Annotated in this window: 37 protein-coding genes; 5 read left to right on the top strand and 32 right to left on the bottom strand. The window is 56.4% G+C overall.

The annotated features are described in order from the left end of the window. Positions 1–18 precede the first annotated feature (18 nt). From Z945_RS0102445 to rpmC, 21 genes are all read right to left on the bottom strand, one after another. Entirely contained in the window at positions 19–1,332 is a 1,314-nt protein-coding gene (locus tag Z945_RS0102445; RefSeq protein ID WP_025050531.1) for a replication-associated recombination protein A, read from the bottom strand. Positions 1,333–1,335: 3 nt separating this feature from the next. Continuing rightward, complete coding sequence (locus Z945_RS0102440; RefSeq protein ID WP_025050530.1) at positions 1,336–2,712, bottom strand: trypsin-like peptidase domain-containing protein; 1,377 nt, start codon at positions 2,710–2,712, stop codon at positions 1,336–1,338. Positions 2,713–2,845: 133 nt separating this feature from the next. Further along, positions 2,846–3,265 carry a 50S ribosomal protein L17 gene (rplQ, locus tag Z945_RS0102435; RefSeq protein WP_025050529.1) on the bottom strand — a complete coding sequence of 140 codons (420 nt, stop codon included), beginning with the start codon at positions 3,263–3,265 and terminating at the stop codon, positions 2,846–2,848. 133 nt (positions 3,266–3,398) lie between these two features. After that, positions 3,399–4,415: a DNA-directed RNA polymerase subunit alpha gene (locus Z945_RS0102430; RefSeq protein ID WP_025050528.1), complete on the bottom strand. Its 1,017-nt coding sequence runs from the start codon at positions 4,413–4,415 to the stop codon at positions 3,399–3,401. Positions 4,416–4,531: 116 nt separating this feature from the next. Then, positions 4,532–4,921 (bottom strand): 30S ribosomal protein S11, encoded by a 390-nt coding sequence (rpsK, locus tag Z945_RS0102425; RefSeq protein WP_025050527.1) that lies wholly within the window; start codon positions 4,919–4,921, stop codon positions 4,532–4,534. Between the two features lie 14 nt (positions 4,922–4,935). Next, positions 4,936–5,304, bottom strand: a complete 369-nt coding sequence (gene rpsM / locus Z945_RS0102420) for a 30S ribosomal protein S13 (RefSeq protein WP_025050526.1) — start codon at positions 5,302–5,304, stop codon at positions 4,936–4,938. A gap of 259 nt (positions 5,305–5,563) precedes the next feature. Further along, positions 5,564–6,142 carry an adenylate kinase gene (locus Z945_RS0102415; RefSeq protein ID WP_025050525.1) on the bottom strand — a complete coding sequence of 193 codons (579 nt, stop codon included), beginning with the start codon at positions 6,140–6,142 and terminating at the stop codon, positions 5,564–5,566. Beyond that, a complete protein-coding gene (gene secY, locus Z945_RS0102410) occupies positions 6,139–7,503 on the bottom strand; it encodes a preprotein translocase subunit SecY (RefSeq protein ID WP_025050524.1) in 1,365 nt (454 codons plus the stop codon). The genes Z945_RS0102415 and secY overlap by 4 nt, the downstream gene beginning before the upstream one ends. A gap of 122 nt (positions 7,504–7,625) precedes the next feature. Further along, complete coding sequence (gene rplO, locus Z945_RS0102405) at positions 7,626–8,108, bottom strand: 50S ribosomal protein L15 (protein WP_025050523.1); 483 nt, start codon at positions 8,106–8,108, stop codon at positions 7,626–7,628. A gap of 194 nt (positions 8,109–8,302) precedes the next feature. Then, positions 8,303–9,067, bottom strand: coding sequence for an alpha/beta hydrolase (locus Z945_RS19255; protein WP_037970377.1), 765 nt, complete (start codon positions 9,065–9,067; stop codon positions 8,303–8,305). 149 nt (positions 9,068–9,216) lie between these two features. Beyond that, entirely contained in the window at positions 9,217–9,405 is a 189-nt protein-coding gene (rpmD, locus tag Z945_RS0102395) for a 50S ribosomal protein L30 (RefSeq protein WP_025050522.1), read from the bottom strand. Positions 9,406–9,417: 12 nt separating this feature from the next. After that, a complete protein-coding gene (rpsE, locus tag Z945_RS0102390; RefSeq protein WP_025050521.1) occupies positions 9,418–10,026 on the bottom strand; it encodes a 30S ribosomal protein S5 in 609 nt (202 codons plus the stop codon). Between the two features lie 111 nt (positions 10,027–10,137). After that, positions 10,138–10,497, bottom strand: a complete 360-nt coding sequence (rplR, locus tag Z945_RS0102385; protein WP_025050520.1) for a 50S ribosomal protein L18 — start codon at positions 10,495–10,497, stop codon at positions 10,138–10,140. Positions 10,498–10,508: 11 nt separating this feature from the next. Further along, positions 10,509–11,042: a 50S ribosomal protein L6 gene (gene rplF / locus Z945_RS0102380; RefSeq protein ID WP_025050519.1), complete on the bottom strand. Its 534-nt coding sequence runs from the start codon at positions 11,040–11,042 to the stop codon at positions 10,509–10,511. A 10-nt stretch (positions 11,043–11,052) separates the two neighbouring features. After that, positions 11,053–11,445 carry a 30S ribosomal protein S8 gene (gene rpsH, locus Z945_RS0102375; RefSeq protein ID WP_037970375.1) on the bottom strand — a complete coding sequence of 131 codons (393 nt, stop codon included), beginning with the start codon at positions 11,443–11,445 and terminating at the stop codon, positions 11,053–11,055. A gap of 12 nt (positions 11,446–11,457) precedes the next feature. After that, positions 11,458–11,763, bottom strand: coding sequence for a 30S ribosomal protein S14 (gene rpsN, locus Z945_RS0102370; protein ID WP_025050517.1), 306 nt, complete (start codon positions 11,761–11,763; stop codon positions 11,458–11,460). Between the two features lie 19 nt (positions 11,764–11,782). After that, positions 11,783–12,346 (bottom strand): 50S ribosomal protein L5, encoded by a 564-nt coding sequence (gene rplE, locus Z945_RS0102365; protein WP_025050516.1) that lies wholly within the window; start codon positions 12,344–12,346, stop codon positions 11,783–11,785. Beyond that, positions 12,339–12,650 carry a 50S ribosomal protein L24 gene (rplX, locus tag Z945_RS0102360; protein ID WP_025050515.1) on the bottom strand — a complete coding sequence of 104 codons (312 nt, stop codon included), beginning with the start codon at positions 12,648–12,650 and terminating at the stop codon, positions 12,339–12,341. The genes rplE and rplX overlap by 8 nt, the downstream gene beginning before the upstream one ends. After that, a complete protein-coding gene (gene rplN, locus Z945_RS0102355) occupies positions 12,650–13,018 on the bottom strand; it encodes a 50S ribosomal protein L14 (protein WP_025045929.1) in 369 nt (122 codons plus the stop codon). Before rplN ends, rplX begins: the two co-directional genes overlap by 1 nt. Positions 13,019–13,089: 71 nt before the next feature. After that, the gene (gene rpsQ / locus Z945_RS0102350) at positions 13,090–13,326 is read right to left on the bottom strand and encodes a 30S ribosomal protein S17 (RefSeq protein WP_025050514.1); all 237 of its coding nucleotides are present in this window, start codon (positions 13,324–13,326) and stop codon (positions 13,090–13,092) included. Positions 13,327–13,329: 3 nt separating this feature from the next. Continuing rightward, positions 13,330–13,536, bottom strand: a complete 207-nt coding sequence (gene rpmC, locus Z945_RS0102345; RefSeq protein WP_025050513.1) for a 50S ribosomal protein L29 — start codon at positions 13,534–13,536, stop codon at positions 13,330–13,332. Between the two features lie 198 nt (positions 13,537–13,734). Here rpmC and Z945_RS0102340 point away from each other — a divergent pair, with 198 nt between their 5' ends. From Z945_RS0102340 to Z945_RS0102325, 4 genes are all read left to right on the top strand, one after another. Further along, on the top strand, positions 13,735–14,145 hold the full coding sequence (locus Z945_RS0102340; RefSeq protein ID WP_025050512.1) for a DUF6636 domain-containing protein: 411 nt from the start codon (positions 13,735–13,737) through the stop codon (positions 14,143–14,145). A 42-nt stretch (positions 14,146–14,187) separates the two neighbouring features. Beyond that, entirely contained in the window at positions 14,188–14,808 is a 621-nt protein-coding gene (locus Z945_RS0102335) for a TIGR02466 family protein (RefSeq protein WP_025050511.1), read from the top strand. Between the two features lie 61 nt (positions 14,809–14,869). Then, on the top strand, positions 14,870–15,124 hold the full coding sequence (locus tag Z945_RS0102330; protein ID WP_025050510.1) for a type II toxin-antitoxin system CcdA family antitoxin: 255 nt from the start codon (positions 14,870–14,872) through the stop codon (positions 15,122–15,124). Next, the gene (locus Z945_RS0102325) at positions 15,112–15,402 is read left to right on the top strand and encodes a CcdB family protein (RefSeq protein WP_025050509.1); all 291 of its coding nucleotides are present in this window, start codon (positions 15,112–15,114) and stop codon (positions 15,400–15,402) included. Before Z945_RS0102330 ends, Z945_RS0102325 begins: the two co-directional genes overlap by 13 nt. A gap of 566 nt (positions 15,403–15,968) precedes the next feature. Here the strand turns inward: Z945_RS0102325 and rplP are convergent. The 5 genes from rplP to rplB are packed head-to-tail and all read right to left on the bottom strand — an operon-like array spanning position 15,969 to position 18,609. Further along, entirely contained in the window at positions 15,969–16,382 is a 414-nt protein-coding gene (rplP, locus tag Z945_RS0102320) for a 50S ribosomal protein L16 (RefSeq protein WP_025050508.1), read from the bottom strand. Positions 16,383–16,393: 11 nt separating this feature from the next. Then, entirely contained in the window at positions 16,394–17,101 is a 708-nt protein-coding gene (gene rpsC, locus Z945_RS0102315; protein ID WP_025050507.1) for a 30S ribosomal protein S3, read from the bottom strand. Further along, the gene (gene rplV / locus Z945_RS0102310) at positions 17,101–17,481 is read right to left on the bottom strand and encodes a 50S ribosomal protein L22 (RefSeq protein ID WP_025050506.1); all 381 of its coding nucleotides are present in this window, start codon (positions 17,479–17,481) and stop codon (positions 17,101–17,103) included. Before rplV ends, rpsC begins: the two co-directional genes overlap by 1 nt. 3 nt (positions 17,482–17,484) lie before the next feature. Further along, on the bottom strand, positions 17,485–17,763 hold the full coding sequence (gene rpsS, locus Z945_RS0102305) for a 30S ribosomal protein S19 (RefSeq protein ID WP_025050505.1): 279 nt from the start codon (positions 17,761–17,763) through the stop codon (positions 17,485–17,487). A gap of 3 nt (positions 17,764–17,766) precedes the next feature. Continuing rightward, complete coding sequence (gene rplB / locus Z945_RS0102300; protein WP_025050504.1) at positions 17,767–18,609, bottom strand: 50S ribosomal protein L2; 843 nt, start codon at positions 18,607–18,609, stop codon at positions 17,767–17,769. A gap of 584 nt (positions 18,610–19,193) precedes the next feature. On the opposite strand from rplB, the gene Z945_RS0102295 reads away from it, so the two are divergent. After that, positions 19,194–19,385: a hypothetical protein gene (locus Z945_RS0102295; protein ID WP_025050503.1), complete on the top strand. Its 192-nt coding sequence runs from the start codon at positions 19,194–19,196 to the stop codon at positions 19,383–19,385. A gap of 226 nt (positions 19,386–19,611) precedes the next feature. Here Z945_RS0102295 and Z945_RS0102290 read toward each other — a convergent pair whose 3' ends face one another. The 6 genes from Z945_RS0102290 to Z945_RS0102270 all read right to left on the bottom strand — a co-directional run. After that, positions 19,612–19,908: a 50S ribosomal protein L23 gene (locus tag Z945_RS0102290; RefSeq protein WP_025050502.1), complete on the bottom strand. Its 297-nt coding sequence runs from the start codon at positions 19,906–19,908 to the stop codon at positions 19,612–19,614. Further along, positions 19,905–20,522 (bottom strand): 50S ribosomal protein L4, encoded by a 618-nt coding sequence (gene rplD / locus Z945_RS0102285; RefSeq protein WP_025050501.1) that lies wholly within the window; start codon positions 20,520–20,522, stop codon positions 19,905–19,907. Before rplD ends, Z945_RS0102290 begins: the two co-directional genes overlap by 4 nt. Next, a complete protein-coding gene (rplC, locus tag Z945_RS0102280) occupies positions 20,519–21,391 on the bottom strand; it encodes a 50S ribosomal protein L3 (protein ID WP_037970373.1) in 873 nt (290 codons plus the stop codon). The genes rplD and rplC overlap by 4 nt, the downstream gene beginning before the upstream one ends. Positions 21,392–21,410: 19 nt before the next feature. Beyond that, complete coding sequence (rpsJ, locus tag Z945_RS0102275; RefSeq protein WP_025050499.1) at positions 21,411–21,728, bottom strand: 30S ribosomal protein S10; 318 nt, start codon at positions 21,726–21,728, stop codon at positions 21,411–21,413. Between the two features lie 244 nt (positions 21,729–21,972). Then, positions 21,973–22,449 (bottom strand): thermonuclease family protein, encoded by a 477-nt coding sequence (locus Z945_RS20430; protein ID WP_152541035.1) that lies wholly within the window; start codon positions 22,447–22,449, stop codon positions 21,973–21,975. A gap of 226 nt (positions 22,450–22,675) precedes the next feature. After that, positions 22,676–23,353, bottom strand: a 678-nt coding sequence (locus Z945_RS0102270; protein ID WP_025050498.1) for an EF-Tu C-terminal domain-related protein, incomplete at its 5' end; no start/stop codon positions are given.

The following is a 23,353-nucleotide window of genomic DNA, read 5'->3' as shown; positions in this document are numbered from 1 at the left end:
TTGTCAAGCAAAGGCGCATCAAGAGCCGCTATCCCGTTTGGCCCGCAGCTTGCTGAAGTAGTCGAGCCGCTTCTTCAGATCGCGCTCGAACCCCCTTTCAACAGGTTCATACAACACCGGACGTTCCATCGTTTCAGGGAAATAATTCTGCCCAGAAAACCCATCTTCGGCATCATGGTCATAGGCATAGCCCGACCCATAGCCCTGTTCCTTCATCATCTTCGTCGGCGCATTCAGAATATGTTTCGGCGGCGGCTCCGACCCAGTGCTTTTCGCCGCTCGCCGCGCTCCTTTGTACGCGACATAACCCGCGTTCGATTTGGGGGCCAAAGACAGATAGGTCACAGCCTGGGCCAGTGCAAGCTCACCTTCGGGGCTGCCCAAGCGTTCGAAGGTTTCCCATGATTGCAGGCAAACCGCCTGCGCCTGTGGATCAGCCAACCCGATATCTTCCACCGCCATGCGCGTGATCCGCCGCGCCAGATAACGCGGGTCTTCGCCACCCTCCAGCATCCGTGCGAACCAATAAAGCGCCGCATCGGGGTCCGACCCCCGCACCGATTTATGCAGCGCAGAGATTAGGTTGTAATGCGCATCGCCGCCCTTGTCGTATTGCGCCGCGCGTCGCATCAGGCGACCAGCAAGCGCCGCCTTGTCCAGCGGGTCTTCCACCTTCCACGCCGCGACCTGTTCGATCAGGTTAAGCAACGCACGCCCGTCCCCATCGGCCATCTCAAGAAGCGCCTCGCGGGCCGATCCGTCCAGGGACAAAGTGCGCTCCAGTTCCTGTTCTGCGCGTTGCGCCAGCAATTCCAGTTCCACCAGCGTCAAACGTTCCAGCACCAATACCTGCGCACGGCTCATCACAGCGGCATTCAATTCGAAACTCGGATTCTCTGTGGTCGCCCCCACAAGCAGGATCGTCCCATCCTCCATATGCGGCAGGAACCCGTCCTGTTGCGCCTTGTTAAAGCGATGTATTTCATCGACGAACAGAAGCGTCCCCTGCCCGTTCTGCCGCCTGATCTTGGCCGCTTCAAAAACCTTGCGCAGCTCTGGTACGCCCGAAAAAATTGCGCTGATCTGCACGAAATGAAGGTCCGTTTCATCCGCCAGCAACCGCGCGATGGTCGTCTTGCCCACACCCGGCGGACCCCAAAAGATGAGCGACGAAAGGCTGCCCGAAGACAGCATCACAGTCAGCGGTGCCTGTGGCCCCAGCACCTTTTGCTGTCCGATCACATCACTCAGTCGCTGGGGCCGCAAACGGTCCGCAAGAGGGCGATGACCATTGTCCTTCGCCTCTGCCCCACTGTTGAACAAATCTGCCACCCGCTAGACCCTGAATCGCAAAAGCGTGCGTTGCGTGCCCCGTTGTACAACCATTTCAATGCGCCGCACCTCACCGCCCAGCAAAGTGGCCACATCCTGCGGATGGGAAACCTCGACCCCGTTGATCGCCAAAAGTATATCGCCGTCACGCAAGCCGACCCTGTTTCCGAAACGACCTGCTTCCAGCACCGCGACCCCTTCGGTCTCCAACGGCAGGTTTAATTCCGCAAGCACTGCCGGATTGACCCGCGCCAACCGCAGACCGGGCAGCAATGCCCGCCGCGCTAAGACGGTTTCATCCCGCGGGGGCACTTCTGGTGCCGCCATCATCATGACTTCGACCTCGCGCGCTTCTCCTCCGCGCAAGAACGCGACCTCTGCTGCTTGGCCCAGCCCTTCCACACTCATTCGGTAGATCATCTCGGCAGGTGTGTTCACCGCTTGGCCGCCGACATGGGTGACCACATCACCCACATCCAGGCCGGCGTCGCGAAAGGGGCTCGCCTCATGCAGTCCGGAAACAATAATCCCACCCGGCCGACTAAGCCCCAGCGATGCCACCATGTCAGCGTCCACCGGTTGCCCGCTGATCCCGGCCCAGGGCCGGCCGAACTCTGTTTCACCGGCACGCGCCTGATCTACAAAGGCTGCGACAAGATCGGACGGAATAGCAAAGCCAATTCCGTTCGATCCCCCGGACCGCGTCAGGATCGAGGTATTGATCCCCATCAGACGCCCCGCCATATCAACCAGCGCACCGCCCGAGTTGCCGGGGTTAATCGGCGCATCTGTCTGAATGAAATATCCCAGACCGCTGTTACCCCCACCTGAACGCGACCGTGCAAGGCCACTCACGATACCGCTGCTTACGGTCTGGCCCACGCCAAAGGGATTCCCGATGGCCAACGCCAATTCGCCAACCTCAACCGTATCGCTGTCGCGCAGGTTTAGGAACGGCAACGCCTCTGCACCTTCGATCTGCAGGATCGCCAGATCAGCTTCTGCATCGCCTAAAAGCACCCGCGCCGAAAATTCCCGGCGGTCATTCAACACCACGCGAATTTCCGTCGCCATCCCGACCACGTGATAATTGGACACAACTATCCCGTCGTCGGACAGAATCACCCCGGACCCCAGCGAGTTCTGCACGCGTGGCTTTTCAGAAAATGGATCGCGAAAGAACCGCTCAAAAAAAGGGTCGCTTTGCAAAGGCGTGCGTGCGGGCGCCGCCATGATCTTGGCGTAAATATTTACAACCGCCGGTGCCGCTTGCTTGACCAAAGGCACAAAGCTCAGCTGCATCTGTGCCTGCGATTGGGGCACGTTCTGTGCGCTCAAGGGCAGACCCAAACACACCAAAATAAGAACAAGAAATTTCATAGGCTATGATATGGGCAGCACGAACCAAATGCGCAACTCTTTCTCTTTTTGGCCATATATACCGTAGCGCACCGCCAAAAACAAAAAGCCCCGCCAAACGGCAGGGCTTTTCACTCGCTTCACGCGATAATTCTTAATCTTCTGCGGCTTCAACCTCAGCCAGACGTGCCTTGTCGCCTGCACCCTTGGCATCGCGGTCGCGGTCCACGAATTCAATGATTGCCATCGGTGCCATGTCGCCATACCGGAAACCGGCTTTCAGAACGCGAACGTATCCGCCCTGACGATCTTTGTAGCGGGGGCCAAGAATATCAAACAGTTTAGCGACATATTTGTCCTGCTTGAGCTTGCTTGCAGCTTGACGGCGTGCATGCAGGTCGCCGCGCTTGGCAAGTGTGATCATCTTCTCGATCACAGGGCGTAGTTCTTTGGCTTTCGGCAAGGTTGTTTTGATTTGCTCATGTTCGATGAGCGAGCCTGCCATGTTCGACCAGAGCGCCTTGCGGTGCTCATGTGTACGATTCAGGCGGCGGTATCCACGTGCGTGACGCATGTTGTAGTCTCCTAGATGTGCCCTCTACGGGCGGTTTTACTTTGTCTGGCCCGCGATGCGTGTCTTGGGCTCTCCTTGGGGCGCTCGCGCCCGGTCGTGGTGTAAGGCGGGGGTCACCCCGCCTCACGTTGGCTTAAAAGTTGTCTTCGAACTTCTTCGCCAGATCTTCGATGTTGTCCGGTGGCCAGTCCTCGACGTCCATGCCAAGGTGCAGACCCATGCCCGACAGCACTTCCTTGATCTCGTTCAAGGACTTGCGGCCAAAGTTTGGCGTACGCAGCATCTCTGCTTCGGTCTTCTGGATCAGATCGCCGATGTAGACAATGTTGTCGTTCTTCAGGCAATTCGCGGAACGGACGGACAGCTCCAGCTCGTCTACCTTCTTGAGCAGCAGCGGGTTGAACTCCAGACCGTCGTCTTCATCCGCACGGGATGCTGATTCAGGCTCGTCGAAGTTCACAAAGATACCAAGCTGGTCCTGCAGGATACGTGCAGCAAATGCCACGGCATCGTCTGGCGTGATGGACCCGTCGGTTTCAACCTTCATGGTCAGCTTGTCATAGTCCAGAACCTGACCTTCACGGGTTGGCTGCACGTCGTAGCTGACTTTCTTGACCGGTGAATAGATCGCATCGATCGGGATCAATCCGATAGGCGCGTCTTCCGGCTTGTTCTTCTCGGCAGAGACATAGCCCTTACCGGTGTTTACCGTCAGTTCCATGTAAACATCGGCACCATCGTCGAGGTGACAGATCACATGATCACGGTTCAGGATCTCGATGCCCGCGCTCTCGGAAATGTCGCCCGCCGTCACAACGCCTGGACCCTTCGCAGAAATCGACAGACGCTTTGGCCCTTCGACTTCCATACGGATGCTGACACCCTTAAGGTTCAGAATGATGTCTGTGACGTCTTCACGTACACCGGCAACCGATGAGAATTCGTGCAAAACATTGTCAATTTGTACGGATGTGATTGCAGCACCCTGCAACGACGACATCAGCACGCGGCGCAGCGCGTTGCCCATCGTCAGACCAAAGCCGCGCTCAAGCGGTTCGGCCATTACGGTCGCCTGACGCGCTGGGTCATTGCCCGGCTTCACGTCAAGCTGCTGTGGTTTGATCAATTCAGCCCAATTTTTGTGGATCATGGTATCCCTCCATCCTTGTAACTGCTGCATGTCCGGTCGGCAGCTACGCTCGAGGTTTCAAAAAGCGGTATGGGGCCTGCATGACACCACGCAGACCCCGGTAGAAATGTTTTCGCTTAAACGCGGCGGCGCTTTGGTGGGCGGCAGCCGTTGTGGGCCATTGGCGTCACATCACGGATAGACGTGATGTTGAAGCCTGCGGCGGCCAGCGCGCGGAGTGCGGATTCACGACCGGAGCCTGGACCCTGCACTTCAACTTCCAGCGTCTTCACACCGTGCTCCTGCGCCTTGCGACCCGCATCCTCAGCAGCCATCTGGGCCGCGTAGGGTGTGGATTTCCGGGAGCCTTTAAAGCCCATCGTGCCGGACGAGGACCATGCAATCGCATTGCCCTGAACGTCGGAAATCAGGATTTTTGTGTTGTTGAAGCTGGAGTTTACGTGTGCAACCCCTGCTGCAATGTTCTTGGAGACCTTACGCTTGGTCTTGCGTGCATCGCGTGCCATCTAATCAGCCTCCCTTATTTCTTCTTACCGGCAATGGCCTTTGCGGGGCCTTTGCGGGTGCGAGCGTTGGTGTGTGTGCGCTGGCCACGGACCGGCAGGTTGCGACGGTGGCGAAGACCACGGTAGCAGCCAAGGTCCATCAGACGCTTGATGTTCATCTGCGTATCACGACGCAGGTCACCTTCGACGGTATAGTTCTCGTCGATGTGCTCGCGGATTTTCAGAACTTCGGCATCGGACAGTTCATTGATACGGCGCGAACGCTCGATACCAACAGCTTCGCAGATTGCTTCCGCGGAAGAGTTTCCGATTCCGGTGATGTAAGTGAGGGCGATTGGAACCCGCTTTGCAGTCGGGATGTTTACGCCGGCAATACGTGCCACGTGTGCTATTCCTTTTCGTTGCGGGTCCGTAACGCCAGACCCTTTTTTCACAAACGAAGCCCGAGGTGTGAAGGCCACCGGGCTAAGGCTGATCAGGTGATCTCGCGCAGCAGGAGCGACCCACATTGCGAATTGATTCTCATACGAGATAGCGCTGACTATGGGTTTTTGACCAAAGCGTCAACCCGTCGATAAAACCGTCGACGGGTTCATGTTTACCTTACATCGAGAAGTCAGGCGAATGGGCCCGGCGTGGAGTTTACGCGTCCAGCAGATCGGCGATTTCGGCTTGCACCTCTGCCATCGTGCCCAAGCCATTGACCGAAGTCAGCATGTCTTTTGCGTAGTAATAGCCGATCAGCGGAGAGGTCTGCTTGTAATATGCCATCAATCTGATCTTCAGGCTTTCGGCATTGTCGTCCGCACGCACGGGCTGACCCGCTTTCCGCGCATCCTCGGCGCGACCAACGATGCGATCGACCAGAACCTCGTCGTTCACCTTCAGTTCAATGACAGCGTCGATACCCTGGCCTGCCTCATCCAGCAGCTTGCCCAAGGCATCTGCCTGCTCCAGCGTGCGTGGGAAACCGTCAAAGATGAAACCACCCTTGTTATCGCCTTCGAGCTTCTCTCGAATAAGACCGATCACGATCTCATCTGTAACCAGATCACCGCGCGCCATGACGTCAGCAACCATATTGCCCATCTCGGTGCCGCTGTCTTTGGCTTCGCGCAACATGTCACCCGTGGAGAGCTGAACCATGTCACGTGCCTTGACCAAGTGGCCGGCTTGTGTGCCCTTACCCGCGCCCGGAGGCCCTAAAAGAATAATGTTCATCGACGTACAGGGCTCCGTTTCTTGCGTGTACCTTTACCTTTGCCGCGCAGGTTCGACTTTTCAAGCAGGCCTTCATACTGATGCGCAAGCAGATGACTTTGGACCTGCTGAATCGTGTCCATCGTCACCGACACAACGATCAACACAGAGGTGCCGCCGAAGTAGAAGGGAATGGCGAACTGCCCCCGCAGGATTTCAGGGAAGACACAGACCAAAGCCAGATAACCAGAGCCGAGAACCAGCACCCGGTTCACCACATACTCCAGATACTCGGCGGTCTTTTTACCTGGCCGAATACCCGGCACGAATCCGTTCTGGTTCTTGAGGTTGTCTGCCACATCGTCAGGCTTGAAGCTGACGTTGAAGGTATAGAAGTAGGCAAAGAAGACGATCATCGCGATGAAAAACAACAGATACAGCGGCTGACCCGGGCCAAAGTTGGCCAGCAGGACAGACATCACCGGACCGGTTGAATTGCCCGAGAAGGTGCTGATTGTGATCGGCAGCAAGAGAAGTGAAGAGGCAAAGATCGCCGGGATCACGCCCGCCGGGTTCACCTTGACCGGCAGGTGAGATGACCCGCCATCGTACATCTTCATGCCAACCTGGCGGCGCGGGTACTGGATGTGTATCTTCCGTAGCGCCCTTTCCATAAAGACGACGAACATGATCGTCAGAACCACCATGACAAGCACGCCGACGATAACCGCAGGGCTGATCGCGCCGGACCGGCCAGATGCAAAGAATTGCGCAATCGCAGCAGGTACTTCGGCAATAATGCCAACAAAAATGATCAAAGAGATACCATTGCCGATGCCGCGCGCGGTGATCTGCTCACCCAGCCACATCAGGAACATGGTGCCACCCACAAGCGTGATCATACAGGCAATGCGGAAATACATACCCGGATCAGCGGCGATATCACCCGCCTCTAGTGACACGGCCAGACCGTAGGATTGCAAGGTCGCCAAAGCCACCGTGCCATAGCGCGTGTATTGGTTCAGCTTCTTGCGCCCCTGCTCGCCTTCTTTCTTCAGCTGCTCCCAAGGACCATACATGGATCCCATAAGCTGCACGATGATCGAAGCCGAGATATAAGGCATGATCCCGAGAGCGAAGATACCCATCCGACCCAAAGCGCCACCGGTAAACATCGACACCATACCGCCGATGCCCTGCCCGGCACTGTCCATAAAGTCGCGCAGTGCACCACCGTCGATGCCAGGCACCGGGATAAACGTGCCAATGCGGTAAACGATCAACAAGCCCAGTGTGAACAGGATCCGGTTGCGCAGGTCAGTTGCCTTGCCCAATGCGGACCAGCTGGTGTTGGCGGCCATGTTTTCGACGGCTGATACCATTGTGCGGTCTCTTTTCTTTGATGTGAAAACGCCGCCCAGGCTGTTTTCCAGCGGGCGGCGTCCCAGAAAACTCGAAGCATATGTAAGCGGGAGATTGCCCGCTCACAAGCCTAAACGGGGGTTTAGGCTTCTGCTGCTTCTGCTTTTGCAGGCAGGGTCACGGAACCGCCGGCTTTCTCTACGGCTTCGATAGCGGATTTGGACGCGCCAGCGACATGCAGATCAAGCTTCGCGCTGATTTCGCCTTTGGCCAGCAAACGAATGCCGTCCAGTTCGCGACGGACCAGACCGGACTCGATGAGTGCGGCCGCATCAATCGGCTTTTTCGCGTCCAGCTTCTTGGCGTCCACAAATTTCTGGATCAGGCCAAGGTTCACAACTGCGTAGGATTTGCGGTTCGGCTTGTTAAAGCCACGCTTTGGCAGACGCTGGTACAAAGGCATCTGACCGCCTTCGTAGCCCTTGATCGCCACACCCGAGCGGGATTTCTGACCTTTGATACCACGGCCACCCATTTTACCGGTGCCGGAACCGGGACCACGACCAACGCGCTTGCGCTTCTTCGTTGCACCTGGGTTGTCGGACAGTTCGTTCAACTTATACATTGTCGCTTCTCCTTTTGCCGGAAATGCCCCCCAGCGACGGGAAGTGGGCAGACGCGGCGTTTCAAATAGGGCCGCCGGATTCGGGGCCACTGGGGGCGTATAGATTGGGTTGGCAGCAGGATCAAGGGGGCTGGCTGCCTAGCGCGGCCACATACGCGACACGATCTGTAATAGAGTGTTCGCTTTGCCGCAGCCTACCCCGCAAGTTCGCAAATATCCGCCAAGGTTCTGTTAATCAGGACGGTCTTGTCCGCCAACGCTGTCCAGCCGTGATCTGCAGTGGGATATGCATGTAGCTGCGCCTGTTTGCCCCAAACCTCCATATATTTCTCGGCGTATTCCATTGCCACGACCTCATCCGCTGCACCTTGGTGCAACCGAACCGGACCGCCGTAGGCCTTCAAACCATCGTAAGGATCAATGCCCTTGCCAGTCTCAACAAAACCCAGCCCGAGCGCTTGGCCTTTGAAGTCAAACGTGCCCGTCTCGTACATGGTGTCGATCGGCTTACCCTGAATTTGACCCTTTTCCAGATCATCCGTAAACACCGCCGCCGGTGCCCAAAGCGTGAGACTGGCGATATCACCAGGACGACGGGCAGCGACAAGAGCTGATTCCATACCGCCCAAGGAATGGCCCACCACGTGGATCGGCGTGCCCGCGGTTTGCAGTACATGGTCCAACATTGCCGAGATCTGATCCAGTTCACCCGGTATGGTCACATCGTGGAACCTGCCATCGCTTTCGCCGTGCCCCAACCTATCAAAAGCAAAGACCTCTGCACCGGCTTGCGAAAGCTCCCGCGCCAACTCGACAAAGGCGCGACCGACGCCGACCCGCGTGACACCAAAACCATGGTTCAGAAGGACACAACGCTGTCGGTCGCCTACTGGCGCATAGCGGCCGCCACGTATGGTTTGCGATGCAAACTGGATTTCAACGCTGTCAGGGTTTGTCATATCAACGGCCTCATGTTTGTCGCCGCCGGTAAAAAGTAGTGCGGTTGCCTACCACCAACGAAAAAGCGCCGCATAGGTTCCCCATGCGACGCTTTCGTTTGTATGCATTAAGCCGATCAAAAAGATGGACCAACCCCTTACGAGATCGTTCAGCCCTTCTCTTCCACAATCTCGACCATGTGGCTGATCTTGTTGATCATGCCGCGCACGGACGGTGTGTCTTCCAGCTCGCGTGTGCGGTGCATTTTGTTCAGGCCCAGACCGACCAGCGTGGCACGCTGTTTTGCAGGGCGACGGATCGGAGAACCGATCTGTTTGATGACAATTGTTTTCGCCATGATCAAATCTCCTTATGCGTCCGCTGTGGCTTGCGCCGACGGGCTGTTGTGGGCGACGTCGCTTTGCTCGTCGATTTTTACGTCTGTCTTGGGCAGAATGTCTGCCACTTTCTTACCACGACGCTGTGCAACGGAGCGCGGGGAAGATTCCTTGCGCAGACCGTCCATCGTGGCGCGGATCATGTTGTACGGGTTCTGCGAACCGATGGACTTGGACACAACGTCCTTTACGCCCAGCATTTCGAACACGGCACGCATTGGACCACCGGCGATGATACCCGTACCTTCAGGGGCGGAACGCATCACAACCTTACCGGCACCGTGACGGCCTTCCATGTCATGGTGCAGCGTGCGGCCTTCGCGCAGCTGAACGCGGATCATCTGGCGCTTGGCCTGCTCGGTTGCCTTACGGATCGCCTCGGGCACCTCTTTGGCTTTACCTTTGCCGAACCCGACGCGACCTTTTTGGTCACCGACTACGACGAGTGCAGCAAAACCAAAGCGCTTACCGCCTTTAACAGTTTTGGACACACGGTTGATCGCGACAAGGCGATCCTGAAATTCGGGGGTCTCGTCGCGGTTGTTGCGGCGGTTGCCTCCACGGTTGTCGTCTCTGGCCATGCTGGCCTCCTTGTTCTGCGGGCGTGTGCCCTGATTGGTTCAATCCTGGTGGACAACAAGTCCCCGGATTATCGAGGCGGCCCCGGTTCAACCGGAGCCGCCTTCAAGTCTTTAGATCTTCAGACCGCCTTCGCGGGCCGCATCTGCAACTGCTTTGACTTTGCCATGGAACAGGAAACCGCCCCGGTCAAAGTAAGCTTCTTCAATACCAGCTTTCTTGGCACGTTCGGCAATCGTTGCACCCACTTTTGTGGCCGCTTCGATGTTGTTCTTGCCAACCATGCCCAGATCTTTCTCGAGCGTCGATGCGGCGGCGACTGTCTGGCCGTTCACATCGTCGATCAACTGGACGCTGATATTCTTGTTGGAGCGGTGCACGGAGAGGCGCATGCGCCCTGCGTTCACGCGGCGAAGTTTGTTCCGAACGCGCAAGCGGCGTTTGATGAACAGTTGTCTTTTGCTGTTTGCCATCTTTGCGTTCCTTACTTCTTCTTGCCTTCTTTGCGGAAGACGAACTCACCCTTATAGCGGATACCTTTGCCCTTGTAGGGCTCGGGCTTGCGCCAAGCGCGGATGTTCGCGGCGACTTGACCAACAAGCTGTTCGTCAATGCCTTCCACAACAACTTCGGTCTGCTTGGGCGCCGTTACAGTCACGCCTTCTGGCGGTGTGTAATCGACGTCGTGCGACAGGCCGAGGTTCAGTTTCAATGTGTTGCCGGTCATCGCGGCACGGTAACCAACACCCTGGATCTCAAGCTCTTTTTTGAAACCCGTGGTAACGCCGGTAACCAGGTTCGCAACCATCGTGCGGCTCATGCCCCACTGCTGGCGTGCGCGCTTGGACTTGCCACGCGGGATCACGGAAACCGCACCATCCTCAACCTTCAGGTCAACATCATCTGTCGCCTTGAAGCTGCGGACACCCTTGGGGCCTTTGACTTCGATCGACTGACCGGACACCGTGGCGGTAACGCCATCGGGCAGATCAACCGCTTTTTTACCAATACGAGACATCTTGCACTCCTTAGAATACGGTGCAGAGCACTTCGCCGCCAATATTGGCGTTCCGTGCATTTGCGTCCGACATCACACCCTGTGGGGTGGAGACAATCGACACACCCAGACCCTGACGGACCTGCGGGATGTCATTGGCGCCCATGTAAACGCGGCGACCGGGTTTGGAGACCCGCTTCAGCTCGCGAATAACAGGTTCGCCCTCGTAGTACTTCAAGCTGATTTCGATGGCGGGGTGGCCATCGGCACCCGTCATCTTTTCGTAGCCGCGAATGTAGCCTTCGTCCGCGAGCACATCCAACACCCATGCACGCAGCTTGGAAGCTGGCGTCATGACAGTGGATTTGCCGCGCATCTGGCTGTTGCGGATGCGTGTCAGCATATCTGCGATAGGATCGTTCATAATGTGCGCTCCTTACCAGCTCGACTTGACCATGCCGGGGATCTGGCCAGCGGAGCCAAGATCACGCAGCGCGATACGCGAGATTTTCAGTTTACGGTAATAGGCGTGAGGACGGCCCGTCAGCTGGCAGCGGTTGTGCAGACGCACAGCGCTGGAGTTGCGGGGCAGCTTCGCCAGCTTCAGGGAGGCGCGGAAACGCTCTTCCATCGGCTTGCTCTCATCACTTACGATTTCCTTCAAGGCAGCGCGCTTTTCAGCGTACTTCTTGACCAGTGCTTCACGCTTCTTTTCGCGTGCGATCATGGATTTCTTAGCCATATCTAAATCCTTCCCGCGCTTATTTCGTGAAAGGCATGTTGAACGCTGTCAACAATGCTTTCGCTTCTGCGTCGGTTTTCGCCGTGGTGGCGATGACGATGTCCATACCCCAGTTTTCATCGATTTTATCGAAATCGATTTCCGGGAACACGAGGTGCTCTTTGAGACCCATGGCATAGTTGCCACGACCATCAAAAGATTTAGCCGAGATGCCGCGGAAATCGCGGATACGAGGCATAGCAATCGTGATCAGACGATCCATGAATTCATACATACGTGCGCCGCGCAGGGTCACTTTCGCGCCCATTGGCATTTCTTCACGTACACGGAAACCCGCGATGGATTTCTTGGCAATCGTCGTCATGGCTTTCTGGCCAGCGATCAAGGTCAGGTCTTCCTGAGCTGATTTGGCTTTCTTGCTGTCACGCACGGCGGCTGCACCACAACCGATGTTCAACACGACTTTATCAAGACGCGGGATCATCATGTCATTCTTATAGCCGAACTCTTCTTTCATCTTGGCGCGAATTTCATCGCGATAGACGCTCAGAAGGCGGGGTGTGTAAGCGGCAGTATCAAGCATCAATCACGTCCCCCGTGGTTTTAGCAAAGCGCACTTTCTTGTCGCCTTCCATTTTGAAGCCTACGCGTGTCGCTTTGCCATTTGCATCGACCAGCGCGAGGTTGCTCAGGTCAATCGGCATCGCCTTGGGGATACGACCGCCCTGGCTTTCCTGCGACTGACGTGTGGCGCGGATAGAGATGTTGATCCCTTCCACGATGGCCTTGTTGGCGGATGGCATGACGGACGTGATGTTGCCTGTCTTGCCCTTGTCCTTACCGGCCAGCACGATGACCTTGTCACCTTTGCGAAGTTTAGCAGCCATTACAGCACCTCCGGCGCGAGCGAGATAATCTTCATGAAGTTCTTGCCGCGCAATTCACGAACAACCGGCCCAAAGATACGCGTACCTACGGGTTCGTTGTTGTTGTTCAGGATGACAGCTGCGTTGCGGTCAAAGCGGATGGCTGTGCCATCGTCGCGACGAACTTCTTTGGCAGTGCGAACGACGACGGCCTTGCGGACGTCGCCTTTTTTCACACGACCGCGAGGGATGGCTTCCTTGACCGACACGACAATAATGTCGCCGACGGACGCGTACTTACGCTTGGAACCACCCAGTACCTTGATGCACTGAACACGGCGCGCGCCGCTATTGTCAGCAACATCCAGGTTGGTCTGCATCTGGATCATTTGGTTTCTCCCGACCTTCAGGGCGCGATGCGTGCGTGATCCCCGGGGTTTCGATTAAGTTGTTCGGTGCTTCAGGCTTCCGCCGTGATCACTTCCCAACGCTTGGTTTTTGACTTCGGTGGGCATTCAATGATGCGAACGCTGTCGCCAACTTTGAATGTGTTGTTCTCATCGTGGGCCCGGTATTTCTTGGACTTACGAATGGTCTTCTTCAGAACCGGGTGCGTAAAGCGACGCTCTACGGATACGGTGACTGTCTGGGCGTTGGCATCCGATGTAACGGTGCCGGTCAAGATACGCTTGGGCATTGATTAGGCCTCCGTCGCAGCGGTTGCTGCTTTCTGGTTCAACACTGTGTGCACGCGCGCTACGTCACGCTTGACGCTGCGCAAACGCGATGGGTTCTCAAGCTGGCCAGTGGCCTGCTGGAAACGCAGGTTGAATGCTTCTTTTTTCAGGTTCACAAGCTCATCGCGGAGTTGATCCGGCGTCTTGTCGTGCAGTTCCTTGGCGTTCATGCGCCCTCGCCTTTCAACATCACCGGCAGGCCGCATGTGCGTTACCCTGATTCCGGTGGAGTCTGTTCCGAAGTGCGCCGTATAGGAGGGTTCCGGCTACGGCGCAACCCTTCATTCCCACAATATCCGCATACTGCTGACGCATGCCGGATATTGCGTTATCCTATCCTTATTTATGCCAACAAGAAGGATTTCTCCATGCTATTGCGCACCCTGTCTGCCCTCGTTTTCCTTGGCCTTCCCGCTCATGCCGATGTCTGGAGCTTCGGGACCCCTTCAGGAAACATCGAATGCATCGTAGGTGAAGGTTTCAACGGGTCCGATATTGAATGTACGATTTACAAACGCAACCAACGCGCAAAGGTAAGTGCCCTTGCGGCCTGCCCCACCAGCCGAGGCATCACCTTTTTCATGCAGGAACGCGGCGGCGTACAAGGGTCTTGCACCGCGCCCGGGGCGCGAGCCACCGGTACACAGGGCGTGGCTGAATACAATGTCGAAGGCAAGTTCGGAGGCTTCACCTGCTACTCAGCCACCTCTGGTCTGCAATGTCGCAACCTCGACGGTCATGGCTTCCACCTATCACGCAACAACCAACAAGTCTTCTAGGATGATCTGGCCACCAGCCGACCCGCGCGATAGAACAAATGCATGACCCAAATCAAATCACTCTTTGCGACCCGCCTCTATCACGCCCAACTCTCCGAGCACGGCAAACCGATCAATCCCGAGGAAATGGAAGCCTCCTGCATCGCCATCGCCAACGATGATGATGCGGGGCAGGATTGGTGCGAGGAAAACGGTTACGCCGGCTACACCTCTTACGCGTCACTCGACGACCTCCCCTACCGCTTCCCGATCTTCGCTGATCTGGCCAAGGTGCTCGACAAACACGTCGAATCCTTCGCCCGCGATCTGGCTTTCGACCTTGGGGGCCGCAAACTTAAACTCGACAGCCTTTGGATCAATATCCTGCCCGAAGGCGGGATCCACACCGCCCACATCCACCCCCATTCGGTGATAAGTGGCACGACCTATATAACCATGCCCGAAGGCGCGAGCGCGATCAAATTCGAAGACCCTCGACTGGCGATGATGATGGCCTCACCGGGGCGGGTGAAGGACGCGCCCGAGGAACTGCAGCAATTCATCTATGTAGCGCCCGAGGTGGGGGATGTGCTGCTGTGGGAAAGCTGGCTTAGGCATGAAGTGCCGATGAATATGGTTGAGGAAGATCGGGTGTCGGTGTCGTTTAACTATGCGTGGGGGTAGCGCTTATCTTGACCCACACTTGCTGGCGGTATAATTTGACGGTACGATAAGGAGGTGCCCTATGACCGCTACCACGAAACGCAAGACATCCCTCACATTAGACGCTGCATCCCTCGATGCCGCTCGCGAATACGGCGTGAACGTCTCGGCTGTCGCTGACGAAGCTGTCACCCGGGCTGTCGCCGCTGCCCGCCAGCAAAAATGGCTCTCCGAAAACGCCGATGCCTTCTCGGCTCAGGCCGCTTGGCACGAGAGCAACGATCACCCGCTTGCTGACGTCATGATGGGTTCGGCAGGCGAAACTTGGAAGACTTGAAACGTTTCGACATTGCCGTCTTTGGCGATGTGTTGATGGTAGTGGTGGAAAGCGACCTGCTGCCGCCCGATCCGGCAGTTGTCGTAATCCCGCTGCTGCGCGACTATCCTGCGGTGTCGCGGCTTAATCCGGTGATCTGCATAGGCGAAGAGAAATTGATCCTAGCGACACGGTTGATTGCCTCTGTACGGCGGGCCCGTTTGCAGCGGATCGGGAGTGCCGTGGACTGCGGGGATGAAATCACGCGGGCGGTAGATGTGTTGATGGGTGGCGTTTGAGGGGAACGTACTGAAATGATTGTTCTGCTAGGACGGCTAAAAATATCTACCAAGCACAGACAGACGCATAGCTATTCACCCAACATGCATTTTCTCGGTAGAGCCTTCCGAGGTAGCTGTGAGCACGTCCAGTATAAGCAGTCTCATTCCAATAGCCTTCTGCAGAGCCATCAACGTTCAAGTTTACGTAAGCAAAGAACTTTCCATTTAGCCCTGTTAACGTAAACGATCCATCACCAGAGTGCTGTGCAAACTGACATGTACCTCTGATCGCTTCAAAGCCATTGACTACCAGCAAACATCTGGCAGATTTTGCGCTAGTCGGACTTGGAAATAGTAGGCTGCCCAACAGACACGCAGTCACTATTGGTGTGTATTTGGTGAAATTGAACATGATTTCCGCCTTCATTGAAATACGCTGAACGTATGATCTCATTGCTATAACAAAGAAAGCCCCCACTGATCACTCAGCGGGGGCTTTCTATCTCACCGGAGCCGGAACGGGCATTCCTAGAGAATACCTTGCCTCCGGCGCGCCAGACCCCGCCAAGGCGGGGTCGACGTAATTACCAATCTTCGCGTACGACGACCCGTGTCTTGATCGGCAGCTTCATCGCTGCCAGACGCAGAGCTTCCCGTGCGATATCATCGTTCACACCGTCGATCTCGAACATCACGCGGCCAGGCTTAACCTTGCATGCCCAGAAATCCACGGAACCTTTACCTTTACCCATACGAACTTCGACGGGCTTGGAGGTAACAGGCACATCAGGAAAGATACGGATCCAGACACGACCCTGACGCTTCATGTGACGCGTCATGGCACGACGTGCGGCTTCGATCTGGCGTGCTGTCACGCGCTCAGGCTCAAGCGCCTTCAACCCGTAGGTGCCGAAGTTCAGGTCAGACCCGCCCTTCGCCATGCCCTTGATCGAGCCCTTGAACTGCTTGCGGAATTTCGTCCGTTTTGGCTGTAGCATTTCAGGCCTCCTTAGCGCCGACCGCCGGCACCGCGAGGTGCTGGGCCGTCTTGCATTTCCTGTGCCTTGCGGTCACGCGCGGCGGGATCATGTTCCATGATCTCACCCTTGAAGATCCACGTCTTGATCCCGATGATACCGTAGGCTGTCTTGGCTTCAACGTGCGCGTAGTCGATGTCAGCACGCAGGGTGTGCAGCGGCACGCGGCCCTCACGGTACCATTCGGTACGCGCGATCTCTGCACCGCCCAGACGGCCGGCAAGGTTACAGCGGATGCCAAGGGCACCCATACGCATGGCGTTCTGAACCGCACGCTTCATGGCGCGGCGGAAAGATACACGACGCTCAAGCTGCTGTGCGATGCTTTCGCCAACCAATGCGGCGTCCAGCTCGGGCTTGCGGACTTCAACGATGTTGAGGTGCAATTCCGACTTGGTGAAGTTCGACAGTTTCTTGCGCAGACCTTCGATGTCCGCACCTTTCTTGCCGATGATGACGCCAGGACGCGCCGTGTGGATTGTCACGCGGCACTTCTTGTGTGGACGCTCGATGATCACACGAGAGATACCGGCTTGCGCACATTCTTTCTTGATGAAAGCACGGATCGCCAAATCTTCCAGCAGCAGATCACCGTAGTCTTTGGTGTCGGCGTACCAGCGGCTGTCCCAGGTGCGGTTGACCTGCAGACGCATGCCGATCGGGTTTACTTTGTTACCCATTATGCTTGCTCCTCAACTTGACGCACGACGATTGTGACTTCTGCGAACGGCTTCATGATCTTGCCGAAACGGCCACGCGCACGCGGGCGACCGCGCTTCATGGTCAGGTTCTTGCCGACATAAGCCTCGGACACGATCAGCTCGTCCACGTCCAGGTTGTGGTTGTTCTCGGCGTTGGCAATCGCGGACTGAAGACATTTCTTCACGTCCTGCGCGATCCGCTTTTTGGAGAAAGTCAGATCGGTCAAAGCCCGTTCCACTTTCTTGCCACGGATCAGACCGGCGACGAGGTTCAGTTTCTGCGGAGACGTCTTCAGCATGCGCAGTTTTGCACGTGCTTCGTTGTCTGCCACGCGGCGGGGATTTTTATCCTTGCTCATGGCTTATTTCCGCTTCGCTTTTTTGTCAGCTGCGTGACCGTAATAGGTCCGTGTTGGCGAATATTCACCAAACTTCTGACCAATCATGTCCTCAGAGACGTTTACAGGGATATGCTTGCGGCCGTTGTAGACGCCGAACGTCAGACCCACAAACTGGGGCAAGATGGTGGAGCGGCGCGACCAGATCTTGATCACTTCGTTCCGACCGCTCTCGCGTGTCGCTTCGGCCTTCTTGAGGACATAGCTGTCAACAAACGGGCCTTTCCATACTGAACGAGACATAAATTAACGCCCCTTCTTCTTGGCGTGGCGCGACCGTACGATCAGGGCGCTTGACGCTTTTTTCTTGTTCCGGGTTTTTGCACCCTTAGTCGGCTTGCCCCAAGGCGTAACCGGATGACGACCACCAGAGGTCCGGCCTTCACCACCACCGTGTGGGTGATCAATCGGGTTCATCACGACACCACGTACAGAAGGACGGATGCCCTTGTGACGCATGCGGCCCGCTTTACCGTAGTTCTGGTTGGAGTTGTCGGGGTTGGACACGGCACCGACGGTGGCCATGCATTCCTGACGCACCAGACGCAGTTCGCCTGAAGACAAACGGATCTGGGCATATCCACCATCACGACCCACGAACTGGGCGTATGTACCGGCGGCGCGCGCGATCTGACCGCCCTTGCCGGGCTTCATTTCGATGTTGTGGATGATTGTACCGATGGGCATGCCAGAGAACGGCATGGCGTTACCGGGCTTGATGTCGGCCTTCTGCGAAGCAATCACCTTGTCGCCTACTGCCAGACGCTGAGGGGCAAGGATATAGGCCTGCTCACCATCTTCGTACTGGATCAGGGCAATAAATGCTGTCCGGTTCGGGTCATATTCGATCCGCGCGACAACAGCGGACATGTCCAGCTTGTTGCGCTTGAAATCAACGATACGGTAGAGGCGCTTTGCACCACCACCTGTTCGACGCATTGGGATCCGTCCGGTGTTGTTCCGACCGCCCGATTTCGTCAGACCCTCTGTGAGGGCCTTGACAGGACGTCCTTTCCAAAGCTCCGAACGGTCGATCAGTACCAGCCCACGCTGGCCCGGCGTCGTCGGTTTGTACGACTTGAGTGCCATGTTGTCTGTCTTCCGTTTAGCTGTGCGGCAGAGATGGCTTTTGAAGGCCGGTGTCTGCCGATGGTTATAGGGCCCCGAAGGTCCCCGATTTATCTGCTGCATGCGCAGCAATAACAAAACCCCAGACGAATCTGGGGCCATGCCGATAGGGTCGTTTAGGGGGGATGCGGGTGAGGGTCAAGTAGAACTAGTCTTTGCGATCAAGGATTCGCCTTTTCCCTGCATACTCCAGTGTTCTAGTCCTTATTCCAGAAGACAGCGCTCCGCCGATTTATACGAGTCGAACACTGCTAAGCACACCTGCGGATTTCAGGTGCACAATGGGTGAAACCGCTGCTTCCGCCCTTACAAACTCGCCAACTATCGCTCTCGGCTAAACTTGCAAATGTGCACGGATCTATCTGGGCCGCCGCCGTTGGGAGCGTTGAAGCAGCAGCGGCTCTTATGTCCGCTCCCCCACCCCATACCCAAACGGGTAGCTCAATACTGCCAATGTTCTCCTAGCTATCCTCAGGGGCGCAGGACAGCGTGTGATCCGTCTGGCATCAATGGTCCCAAGGAAACGGCCTCCAGGATGACTACAAATGAAACAACAATCGCTCCTGATGAAAGCACGCAAGGCCCGCGTGACCGCGTTACGGCGACTGAACAAAAGGGGACGCTCCAGCCGGACGCCACCTTCGCGTATGACCTTTCGCTCTGCCACTGCTTTTGCCGAACAGATGACGGTAGACCGGTTGTTCAAGAAGTACGGCACGATGACCGGATTGGGCTAACGCCTCACCAATGGTCAAGGACCATGGTACAACCGGCATGAATGCCTACACCCCGGACGCGAGCGTTTTGCGTCCTACCTTACTCACCGGCGCAATTCTTTGCGTCGGTCTTTTTTGTGCTGGCTGTGCTGACGCGCAAGCACAAATGCGGCAACAATAATCGGGTCTAAAACGCAAAAAGGCCCCGCCGCTTCCGGCAGGGCCTTTTCAATTCTACGCAGACCGATCAGAGACCGGTTGATACGTCAATCGTGTTGCCCTCTTCGAGCGTCACATAGGCCTTCTTCACGTCCTTCCGCTTGCCCAACTGGCCGCGGAAACGCTTGACCTTGCCTTTGGTGATGGTCGTGTTCACGGCCTTCACCTTAACACCAAAGAGCGCCTCGACGGCCTCTTTGATCATCGGCTTGTTGCTCTCCATCGCCACTTCGAAAACAACCGCGTTGGCTTCGGAAGCCATGGTCGCTTTCTCGGTGATGATCGGCTTGCGGATCACGTCATAGTGGTTGTGCTTGGCGCTCATTTCAAACGGGCCTCCAATGCTTCGATGCCCGCCTTCGTGATCACCAGGGTGTCACGCTTGAGGATATCATATACGTTTGCGCCCATTGTCGGCAGGATGTCCAAACCTTCAATGTTACGCGCGGCTTGTGCGAAGTTTTCGTTCACAGATGCACCGTCGATGACCAGCGCGCGCTTCCAACCGAGGTTGGAAATCTGCTTGGCCAACGCTGCTGTCTTACCTTCGGATGTTGCATCCTCGATAATGACCAGCTCACCGGCTTTTGCCTTGGCAGACAGCGCGTGACGCAGACCCAGTTTGCGGAACTTCTTGGTCAGCTCGTGACCGTGAGAGCGCACAACCGGACCCTTGTACACACCACCCCCGCGGAAGATCGGAGCAGAACGTGCGCCGTGGCGTGCGCCGCCGGTGCCCTTCTGGCGATAGATCTTCTTGGTGGAGTAGTCGACTTCGGACCGTGTCTTGACCTTGTGCGTGCCTTGCTGCGCGTTGTTACGCTGCCAGCGCACGACGCGGTGCAGGATGTCGGCGCGTGGCTCGAGGCCGAACAAAGCCTCGTCCAGGTCTACCGAACCGGCCTTGGCACCGTCGAGTTTGATGACATCGAGTTTCATGCGTCACCTTCTTTCTTGTCTGCGTCGGAGTTGTCCGTTTCGGCACCCTCTTCCGCGATCTCAGCTTCGGCTGCTTTCAGCGCTTCTGCTTCTGCGGCGGCCTGCTCTTCTGCAAGGCGTGCTGCTTCTGCTTCGGCCTCTGCGGCTGCTGCGGCTGCTGCTTCTTCAGCGGCTTTTGCGGCTTCGCGCGCGGCAGATGCCAGTGCGGCTGGTACAATCGCGCTATCAGGGAACGGCTTTTTCACCGCATCCTTGATTGTGACCCAACCACCCTTGGAACCCGGAACCGCGCCCTTGACCATGATCAGACCACGTGCGGAGTCGGTTTTCACGACTTCGAGGTTTTGCGTCGTCACGCGGGCTGCGCCCATGTGACCGGCCATTTTCTTGCCTTTGAAAACCTTGCCGGGATCCTGACACTGGCCCGTGGAACCGTGCGAACGGTGAGAGATGGAAACACCGTGTGTCGCCCGCAAACCGCCAAAGTTGTGACGCTTCATCGCACCGGCAAAACCTTTACCGATGGAGGTGCCTGCAACATCAACGTACTGACCCGCGAAATAGTGATCCGCAATGATCTCTTCGCCGACGTCCAGCATCGCATCCGCATCAATGCGGAATTCCGCAACTTTACGCTTTGGTTCAACCTTTGCTGCTGCAAAGTGCCCGCGCATCGCCTGAGACGTCCGCTTGGCTTTCGCTGTACCTGCGCCAAGCTGAACAGCAACATAGCCGTCCTTCTCAACTGTACGCTGTGCAACAACCTGAAGGTTATCGAGGTGAAGAACGGTCACAGGAATCTGCTTGCCGTCTTCCATGAACAGCCGGGTCATCCCCAGCTTTTTTGCAATAACGCCTGAGCGCAACATAACAATTACCCTCCGACTATTATGACTGCAGCTTGATCTCGACGTCCACACCAGCGGCGAGGTCGAGCTTCATCAGCGCGTCTACGGTCTGGGGGGTCGGATCAACGATATCCAGCAGACGCTTGTGCGTGCGGATCTCGAACTGGTCACGGGATTTCTTGTCAACGTGGGGACCACGCAGAACGGTGAATTTTTCGATCTTGTTCGGCAGCGGAATCGGGCCGCGAACAGATGCGCCGGTACGCTTGGCGGTATTGACGATTTCCTGTGTGGAGCTGTCCAGCACACGGTAGTCAAACGCCTTGAGCCGGATGCGGATATTTTGGCTTTGTGCCATATGATATCATCCCTTGTCAGGGCTTCAACGGATTGGAGGATATCGGCTCATCCGGCACCCTCATCGCGTCTTAAGGTGTAACTAAAACAGGGCGCGCCTATGGCACACCCCGTTCAGTTATCGCGCGTATAGGGGGAGTCGAGGGGGAGGTAAAGGGGGTTTTGAAAACTCCCATGTTTTCGAAACCGGTGCGCAAGGTCACTTCTCTTGGGAAGTGACAGCGGCACTCCGTTTGTGTTTGTCGTTACCGCGTTTTCGACAAAAGGCACCACGGCACTTTAGGCATATCAGGATACCATTCAACCGCCATGTTACGTTCAACCATTTCGTCCGCAAAAGAGAGCCAACGATCTGACCTCCACCTATAAACATCTGCAACCACACGTCCTGCAAAAGAACCCAGAGTCACGTTTTGCAAACGTACGGTACTTCCCAAGTCGTAAAGACGTTCGGCCTGCGCAGAAGCTTCGTTTCCCCAAGACTTTTCTTCGTCGCAGCCTGATCTTCGAACCTCCGGTGCCTGTATTCCTCTAACCCGTATGGATTGCGTTGCGACTATTCCTGGCCAGATCGACACGGCGACTTCAAGTGTGTCCCCATCAATAATTCGTACAACTTCACCAGCGTATTCTGGGTACTCTTGAAACTCCGCTTCGGCAGATGTCTGCAAGGCGATTAACACTAGGATGGATGAGAGCGTAAATGTTCTTAGAGTTTTCATCTCGGCACCTTAGCAGCAAGGAGATGCTTGTCAGTATTTTCCAACAAATAATGCACAGGTCTTAACTCACCGTCCGGCACGAAGCAAAAAGGCCGCTGCGGAGTGCAGCGGCCCTTTGTTTTCTTAAGCAACCTGGTGCTGCGGCTCTGCGCTTTCGTGATCTTTTTGAGTAGAGTTCAAAAAGACACTGCCACGCAGGTGCCGCCCACTGGGTCCGTTTCTCAAATCACTCCGTGATTTTGGAAACCACGCCCGCGCCGACAGTCCGGCCACCTTCGCGGATCGCGAAGCGCAGGCCCTGCTCCATCGCGATGGGCGCGATCAGCTCTACGTCGAACTTCAGGTTGTCGCCAGGCATCACCATTTCAGTGCCCTCGGGCAGCTGAACGGTGCCGGTGACGTCTGTTGTCCGGAAGTAGAACTGTGGACGGTAGTTCGCAAAGAACGGCGTGTGACGGCCACCCTCTTCCTTGGTCAGGATATAGGCTTCGGCTTCGAACTTCGTGTGCGGGTTCACGGAGCCGGGCTTACACAGCACCTGGCCACGCTCAACACCTTCACGGTCCACACCACGCAGCAGAGCGCCGATGTTGTCGCCCGCTTCACCACGGTCCAGCAGCTTGCGGAACATTTCCACGCCGGTACATGTGGTCTTCTTGGTGTCGCGGATACCCACGATTTCGATTTCGTCGCCCACGTTGATCACGCCACGCTCGACACGGCCGGTCACAACCGTACCACGGCCGGAGATCGAGAACACGTCTTCCACAGGCATCAGGAACGGCTGGTCTACAGCACGGGCAGGCGTCGGGATGTACTCATCCACAGCTGCCATCAATTCCCTAATTTTCTCTTCACCGATTTCAGGTTTGTTGCCTTCCATCGCCGCCAGCGCGGAACCCGC

It is taken from the genome of Sulfitobacter noctilucae (assembly GCF_000622365.1).
In the GTDB taxonomy this organism is placed as follows: domain Bacteria; phylum Pseudomonadota; class Alphaproteobacteria; order Rhodobacterales; family Rhodobacteraceae; genus Sulfitobacter; species Sulfitobacter noctilucae.
The sequence above is the reverse complement of the archived record's forward strand: the minus strand, read 5'-3'. Positions and strand labels throughout refer to the sequence as shown.